General features: G+C 74.0%; 7 protein-coding genes. 5 read left to right on the forward strand and 2 right to left on the reverse strand.

Features of this window, described 5'->3' with window-relative positions:
* Together HMPREF3099_RS03265 and HMPREF3099_RS03270 are read right to left on the reverse strand one after the other, a co-directional pair.
* A partial coding sequence (locus HMPREF3099_RS03265) for a hypothetical protein (protein WP_202816671.1) occupies positions 1–875 on the reverse strand: 875 nt, incomplete at its 3' end.
* Positions 876–931: 56 nt separating this feature from the next.
* Positions 932–1,219 carry a DUF3263 domain-containing protein gene (locus tag HMPREF3099_RS03270; RefSeq protein ID WP_083323453.1) on the reverse strand — a complete coding sequence of 96 codons (288 nt, stop codon included), beginning with the start codon at positions 1,217–1,219 and terminating at the stop codon, positions 932–934.
* Positions 1,220–1,490: 271 nt separating this feature from the next.
* Here HMPREF3099_RS03270 and HMPREF3099_RS03275 point away from each other — a divergent pair, with 271 nt between their 5' ends.
* The 5 genes from HMPREF3099_RS03275 to HMPREF3099_RS03295 all read left to right on the forward strand — a co-directional run bounded on the left by HMPREF3099_RS03275 (position 1,491) and on the right by HMPREF3099_RS03295 (position 6,525).
* Positions 1,491–2,180, forward strand: coding sequence for a uracil-DNA glycosylase (locus HMPREF3099_RS03275; protein WP_070703918.1), 690 nt, complete (start codon positions 1,491–1,493; stop codon positions 2,178–2,180).
* Entirely contained in the window at positions 2,177–3,064 is an 888-nt protein-coding gene (locus HMPREF3099_RS03280; RefSeq protein ID WP_237769720.1) for an SGNH/GDSL hydrolase family protein, read from the forward strand. Before HMPREF3099_RS03275 ends, HMPREF3099_RS03280 begins: the two co-directional genes overlap by 4 nt.
* 81 nt (positions 3,065–3,145) lie before the next feature.
* Positions 3,146–4,321 (forward strand): acyl-CoA dehydrogenase family protein, encoded by a 1,176-nt coding sequence (locus HMPREF3099_RS03285; RefSeq protein ID WP_070703912.1) that lies wholly within the window; start codon positions 3,146–3,148, stop codon positions 4,319–4,321.
* Positions 4,322–4,387: 66 nt separating this feature from the next.
* The gene (locus HMPREF3099_RS03290) at positions 4,388–5,182 is read left to right on the forward strand and encodes an SDR family NAD(P)-dependent oxidoreductase (protein ID WP_070703914.1); all 795 of its coding nucleotides are present in this window, start codon (positions 4,388–4,390) and stop codon (positions 5,180–5,182) included.
* Positions 5,179–6,525 (forward strand): MFS transporter, encoded by a 1,347-nt coding sequence (locus tag HMPREF3099_RS03295; protein WP_237769721.1) that lies wholly within the window; start codon positions 5,179–5,181, stop codon positions 6,523–6,525. The genes HMPREF3099_RS03290 and HMPREF3099_RS03295 overlap by 4 nt, the downstream gene beginning before the upstream one ends.
* The last annotated feature ends 116 nt before the right edge of the window (positions 6,526–6,641 follow it).

The raw sequence follows: 6,641 nt of genomic DNA on the forward strand, positions 1-6,641 counted from the left end.
CGGGCCAGCGCGGCCCGGCGCTCGGCCTCCGCCGCCTCGTCGCGGGCCCGCTGCCGCTTGAGCTCACCGCGCGCCAGGACCAGGCCGAGCACGACGCCCCAGATGAGCTTGTCGTGGTCCAGCACCCACAGGATCACCGGCTTCAGCGGCGCCAGCCAGGCGAACAGCCACGACAGGTCCGGCCAGGGGATGTCCGGCAGGTCGGGCCGCGGGATGCGGGGTAGGTCCGGCCACGGGATCCGGGGCCAGTGGATGTCGGGCCAGGGGATGCGGGGCCAGGGGATGTCCGGCAGGTCCGGCAGGAAGTGCTCCAGCCACGCGATGATGCGGTCGACGAGCGGGCCGAACAGCAGCACGAGCAGCGGCCAGACCAGCCAGCCGAGCTTCATCACCAGGAAGCGGGCGGCCGCCACCCGGGGGCGCCGGGAGCGGAGCGCCTGGAAGCGCTCGGCACGGCTGCCGGCCGGCGGTGTGAGCCCCACGGTGCGGGCGATGGCGGACGGCCCCGGGACCGCTCCGGCGCCAGGCACGAGGTCCATGTCGTAGGGCCGCCCGCGGGCGTGGCGCACCTCGAGGGTGGCGCCGCTGGTGAACGGGGTGCCCCGGCGCTCCTCGAGCGTCCACCCGGCGTTGGCCAGGGCGCCGCTGGTGGCGCGGATCCGCAGCACGCCGTCGTCCTCGGCCCGGCCCACGCACGTGCCGTCGACGACGAGCCAGGCCTTCTTCTCCGGCCAGCTCTTGTGGAAGCGCCCCTCCACGTGGTGCCCGTGCACCACGGTGGACCAGCGCTCAGCCTCCTCGTAGGCGGTGGCCTCGTCCTCGGCCGTGGCCCCCGCCGCGTCGTCGCCGACCGCCGCGGACTGGTCCTGCGTCATGCCTTCGGGCTCCTGGCCCGTCGCGCCCTCGGCGCGCTCCGCCCCCACCGAGGCGGTCAGTGGCCGCGGGCGCGGGTGCGCGCCTGCAGACGGGTGCTGTGCCGGGCGTCGCGCTGGCGGCGCAGGCGCTTGACCAGCAGCGGGTCCGCAGCCAGGGCGGCCTCGGTGTCCAGCAGCTGGTTGAGGCGCTGGTAGTACTGCGTGGTGGTGAGGCCGAACAGCTCGCGGATCTCCTGCTCCTTGGCGCCGGCGTAGCGCCAAGCCTGTCGCTCGAAGGCGAGGATCTCGCGGTCCCGGGCCGACAGCTCCCCCGCGGCCCCGGTCGTCTGCTCAACTGCTCCCATGGGGGCCAGTCTACCGGCGAACCACATGCGTGTGATTCGCCCGCGGGGCGTCCGCCCGCGCCGGGCGAGCCCTCACACGAGGCCGTCGACCACCCATCGCCGGACCCAGACCCGCACCGGTGCGGTTCTCGACTGCCCACCTCTCCCAGACCCGCACCGGTGCGGATCTCGACAGTCGACTTGCGCACCGGTGCGGAGTTCGGACCGGTGGCAGGACGAGATCAGCACCGGTGCGGAACCGGCCCCGGCGGCACGACGTACCGTGGCCCGCGTGAACGACGCCCCCACCTTCGCCGGCAGGGTCCACGAGTCCTGGGTGCCGGCGCTCGAACCCGCCGCCGAGACCCTCGCCGGGCTGGGCGTCTTCCTCCGCGAGGAGATCGCCGCCGGCCGGGGCTACCTCCCGGCCGGCGAGAACGTGCTGCGCGCCTTCTCCCTGCCGCTGGACCGGGTGCGCGTGCTGGTGGTGGGCCAGGACCCGTACCCCACCCCCGGGCACGCCGTGGGGCTGAGCTTCTCCGTGGCCCCCGAGGTGCAGCCCGTGCCCCGCAGCCTGGCCAACATCTTCACCGAGCTCGTGGACGACACCGGCTGCGAGCGCCCCACCCGCGGCGACCTCTCCCCGTGGTTCCACCAGGGCGTGCTACTGCTCAACCGCTGCCTCACCGTGCAGCCAGGCGAGGCGGGGTCGCACCGCGGCCGCGGCTGGGAGCAGGTCACCGAGCTGGCCATCCGCGCCCTGGCCGAGCGCGCCCGCGACGGCCAGCCCATGGCGGCCATCCTCTGGGGCCGCGACGCCCGCAACCTGGCGCCCCACCTTGCCCCGATGCCGTGCGTCGAGTCCCCACACCCCTCCCCGTTGAGCGCGAGCCGGGGCTTCTTCGGCTCCCGCCCGTTCACCCGCACCAACGCGCTGCTCGCCGAGCAGGGCGCCGACCCCGTGGACTGGAGCCTGCCGTGAGCACCCACCCCCTGCACACCGTCCCCGGCCCGCTGCAGCACCTGGCCAGCACGCCGCGTCCGTGGGCCACGTACGTCGCCCTGGGCGACTCGTTCACCGAGGGCATGTGCGACGACGAGGCCCCCGCGGTCGGCGAGTTCGGTGGCTGGGCGGACCGCCTCGCCACGCTGCTGGCCACCACCGCCCCGGCGCCGCCCGCCGGCAGCAGCACCCCGCGCTTCCGCTACGCGAACCTCGCCGTGCGCGGCCGCAAGCTGGCCGACGTGGCGGGCCCGCAGACCGAGGCCGCCCTGCGCCTGGTGGAGCAGGCCCGCGCCGAGCGCCCGGACGCACCCGTGCTCGTGAGCATCGTGGGCGGCGGCAACGACATCCTGCGCCCCCGTGCCGACACCGACGCCCTGGCCCGCGAGCTGGAGCGGGCCGTCATCCGCCTGCGGGCCGCGGGGGCCGACGTGCTGCTGGCCACCCCCACCGACCCGGCCGGGGCGCCGCTCATCTCGGCCACGCGCGGCCGGGTGGGCCAGTACATCGCGCACCTGGTGAGCATCGCCGGCCGCCACGGCTGCCACCTGCTCAACCAGTGGGACTGCGACTTCCTCAAGGACTGGCGCATGTGGGGCGAGGACCGCATCCACATGACCCCCGAGGGCCACCGCCGCGTCGCGCTCGCCGCGCACGCCGCGCTGGGCTTCGAGGAGGCCGACGGGGGCGCCTTCCGCGAGCCGCTCGACCCCGCCGACGCCCCGGTGCGCACCTGGGCCGAGCACCGCGACTGGACCCGCACCCACCTCGGCCCGTGGGTGAGGCGGCGCGTCACCGGCCGCTCCTCGGGTGACGGACGCACCGGCAAGCTCCCGGAGCTCACCGCCTGGCCGATGGGGTGAGCACCCGCCCTGGCACGCCTCCGGGCGACTCACGGGCCGGGCGCGGCACGACCGCCGTGTGACCCTCGTTACCCTGTGTGCATGCCCGTGACCCGCTTGATGCCGACGCCCGAGTCGGAAGACCTCATCGCCCTCGTCCGCGACATCGCCGCCAAGGAGATCGCCCCGAAGGCCGACGAGTACGAGAAGAATGCCGAGTTCCCCGCCGAGGTGTTCAAGACCCTCGGCGAGGCCGGACTGCTGGGCCTGCCCTACCCCGAGGAGTACGGGGGCGCCGGGCAGCCGTACGAGGTGTATCTGCAGTGCATCGAGGAGCTCTCCAGCGCCTGGATGGCCATCGGTGTGGGCGTCTCCATCCACGCCCTCACCTGCTTCCCGGTCTTCAACTACGGCACCGAGGAGCAGAAGCAGCGCCTGCTGCCGGACATGGTGGGCGGGCAGTGGTTCGGCTCCTACTGCCTGTCCGAGCCGGCCGCCGGCTCCGACGTCGCCTCGATGAAGACCAAGGCCGTGGGCAGCGGCGAGGTCGACGAGACCGGCCGGTCGGAGTCCTACGCCATCTCCGGCGGCAAGATGTGGATCTCCCACGCCGGCCACGCGGACTTCTACACCACCTTCGCCCGCACCGGGGAGAACGACGGCAAGGGCATCAGCTGCTTCCACGTCCCGGCCGGCACCGAGGGCCTCACCTTCGCCGAGCCCGAGCGCAAGATGGGCCTGCACTCCGACACCGTCCGCGAGGTGCTCTACGACAAGGTCACCGTGCCGGGTGAGAACCTCATCGGCACCCCCGGCAAGGGTCTGAACATCGCCCTGGCCGCGCTGGACTCCGGCCGCCTGGGCATCGCCGCGGCCTCCACCGGCCTGGCCCAGGCCGCCACCGACCTGGCACTGAAGTACGCCGCAGAGCGCGAGCAGTTCGGCAAGCCGATCATCAGCAACCAGGGACTGCAGTTCATGCTGGCCGACATGCAGGCACAGACCACCGCGGCGCGCAGCACCTACCTGCACGCCGCCCGCCTCAAGGACGCCGGCAAGCCGTTCGGCCGCGAGGCCGCCATCGCCAAGATGTTCGCCAGCGACACCGCGATGAAGGTGACCACCGACGCCATCCAGGTGCTGGGCGGCTACGGCTACACCACCGACTTCCCGGCCGAGCGCTACTTCCGCGACGCCAAGATCACCCAGATCTTCGAGGGCACCAACCAGATCCAGCGCATGGTCATCGCCCGCGACATGCTCAAGTCGCTGGGCTGACCCACCTCCACACCCCGCTGCGCCGCCCGCCACCGGGCGGCGCGGCCACGCCAGAAGGGACACCTGATGCAGATCACCGAGGACTTCGTCGCCCTCATCACCGGCGGCGCCCAGGGCCTGGGCAACAGCACCGCCCGCCGCCTGCTCGAGGCCGGCGCCCGCGTGGTGCTCGTCGACCTGCCGGGCGAGGCCGGCGAGAAGGCCGCCGCCGCGTTCACCGAGGAGTTCGGTGACGGCCGGGCGGTCTTCGCCGGCGCCGACGTGCGCGACGAGGAGCAGGTGGCAGCCGCCGTGGCCGCCGCCCAGCAGCTGGGCACCCTGCGCCTGGCGGTGAACTGCGCCGGCGTGGCCACCCCGGGCAAGATCCTGGGCCGCAAGGGCGTGCTGCCGCTGGAGACCTACCGGACGGTCATCGACATCAACCTGGTGGGCACCTTCAACGTGCTGCGCCTGGCTGCCGAGGCCATGGCCGCCAACGAGCCGGTGGCCGACGAGCGCGGCCAGGGCGACCGCGGCCTGATCGTGAACACCGCGTCGGTGGCCGCGTACGACGGCCAGATCGGCCAGGCCGCCTACGCCTCCTCCAAGGGCGCCATCGCCGCCCTCACCCTGCCGGCCGCCCGCGACCTGGCCCCCAGCCAGATCCGCGTCATGACCATCGCCCCGGGCGTCATGGAGACCCCGATGATGGCCGGCATGCCCGGTGACGTGAAGGAGACCCTGGAGGCCCTCGTCCCCCACCCGGCCCGCCTCGGCAAGCCGGAGGAGTACGCCGCCCTGGTGACCCACCTGGTGGAGAACCCGCTGCTCAACGGCGAGGTCATCCGCCTCGACGGCGCACTGCGCATGCCGCCCAAGTGAGCCGTTCCACCGCGAGCAGCACCCCGCAGGAGACGCCGCGCCTGGCCTGGATGGTCTGGGCCGCCGGCGTCTTCGCCTTTGCGGTGGCCGTCTTCCACCGCAGCTCCCTGGGCGTGGCCGCCGTGCCCGCCGCGGAGCGCTTCGGCGTGGGCGCCTCGGTGGTGGCCACCTTCGTGGTGGTGCAGTTGCTGGTCTACTCCGGCGCGCAGATCCCCGTGGGTCTGGCCCTGGACCGATGGGGCTCCCGGCGCCTCATCACCGCCGGTGCGGTGTGCATGGCGCTGGGCCAGACCGGCATGGCCCTGCTGCCGGACCTAGGCTGGGCCATCGCCGCCCGCGTGCTGGTGGGCGTCGGCGACGCGATGACCTTCGCCTCGGTGATCCGCCTCGTGCCGGCGTGGTTCCCCAGCCACCGCGTGCCGGTGATGACGCAGGTGACCGGTCTGACGGGCCAGTTCGGCCAGGTGGTCTCGGCGCTGCCCCTGGTGTGGCTGCTGCGCACCACCGGCTGGACGAGCGCCTACCTGCTGGCCGCCCTCACCGCGGCCTTCTCCGCGGTGACCACCTTCATGCTGGTGCGCGACCACCCGCGCCGCCCCGACGGCTCGCAGGAGGCCGACCCGGCAGCACCCCGTCGGCCGCGCACGGGCATGGGCGCCGTGCTGCGCCACCCCGGTACCTGGCTGGGCGCGTTCACCCACGCCTCCACCGTGTTCGCTCCCATGACCTTCGCCATGATGTGGGGCTTCCCCTACCTCACGCAGGCCGAGGGGCGCAGCGACGCCACCGCCTCGGGGCTGCTCACCCTGCTGGTGCTGCTGGGCGTCGTGGCCGGACCGACGGTCGGCTTCCTGACCCAGCGCCACCCGTTGCGCCGCTCCACCCTGGCGCTGCTCGTGGTGGCCGCCACCGCGCTGCCCTGGACCGCGGTGATGCTGTGGCCCGGCCCGGCGCCGGTGTGGCTGCTGGTGGCCTGGGTGGTGGGGCTCTCACTCGGTGGCCCGGGGTCGGCGGTGGCCTTCGACTTCGCCCGCACCTTCTCCCCCTCGGAGCGGCTGGGTACGGCCACCGGCGTCATCATCATGACCGGCTTTGGGGTCACGCTGCTGACCATCCTCGGCATCGGCCTGTCCCTGGACCTGCAGGGCGGCGGGTACTCGCTGGAGGCCTTCCGCCGGGCTTGGGCGGTGGTGCTCGTGCCCTACCTGCTCGGTCCGCTGGGCATCGTGCTCACCCGCCGCCGCGCCCGCCACGTGCACGGGCTGACGGTGCCCACCTGGCGCGAGGTGTGGCGCCGCGAGGTGGGCAACCGCAACTGGCCCCGGCTCACCGGCCGCCGCTGACGGCCCGCCCGAGCCGCCGTCGGACCCCGTCGGCACCCCTTCTCCCAAGAACGCCCCCGGCCCACCGGGGGCGTTCTTGGGTGCGCCCCAAGAGCCCCTCACAGCAGACCACGGTT

The sequence above is a fragment of the Kytococcus sp. HMSC28H12 genome (genome assembly GCF_001816045.1).
In the GTDB taxonomy this organism is placed as follows: Bacteria; Actinomycetota; Actinomycetes; order Actinomycetales; family Dermatophilaceae; genus Kytococcus; species Kytococcus schroeteri.

Excerpts from the sequence above, each read along its gene's own strand:
- HMPREF3099_RS03270 (WP_083323453.1), bottom strand. The coding sequence starts at position 1,219 with ATGGGAGCAGTTGAGCAGACGACCGGGGCCGCGGGGGAGCTGTCGGCC.
- HMPREF3099_RS03285 (WP_070703912.1), top strand. The coding sequence starts at position 3,146 with ATGCCCGTGACCCGCTTGATGCCGACGCCCGAGTCGGAAGACCTCATC.
- HMPREF3099_RS03290 (WP_070703914.1), top strand. The coding sequence starts at position 4,388 with ATGCAGATCACCGAGGACTTCGTCGCCCTCATCACCGGCGGCGCCCAG.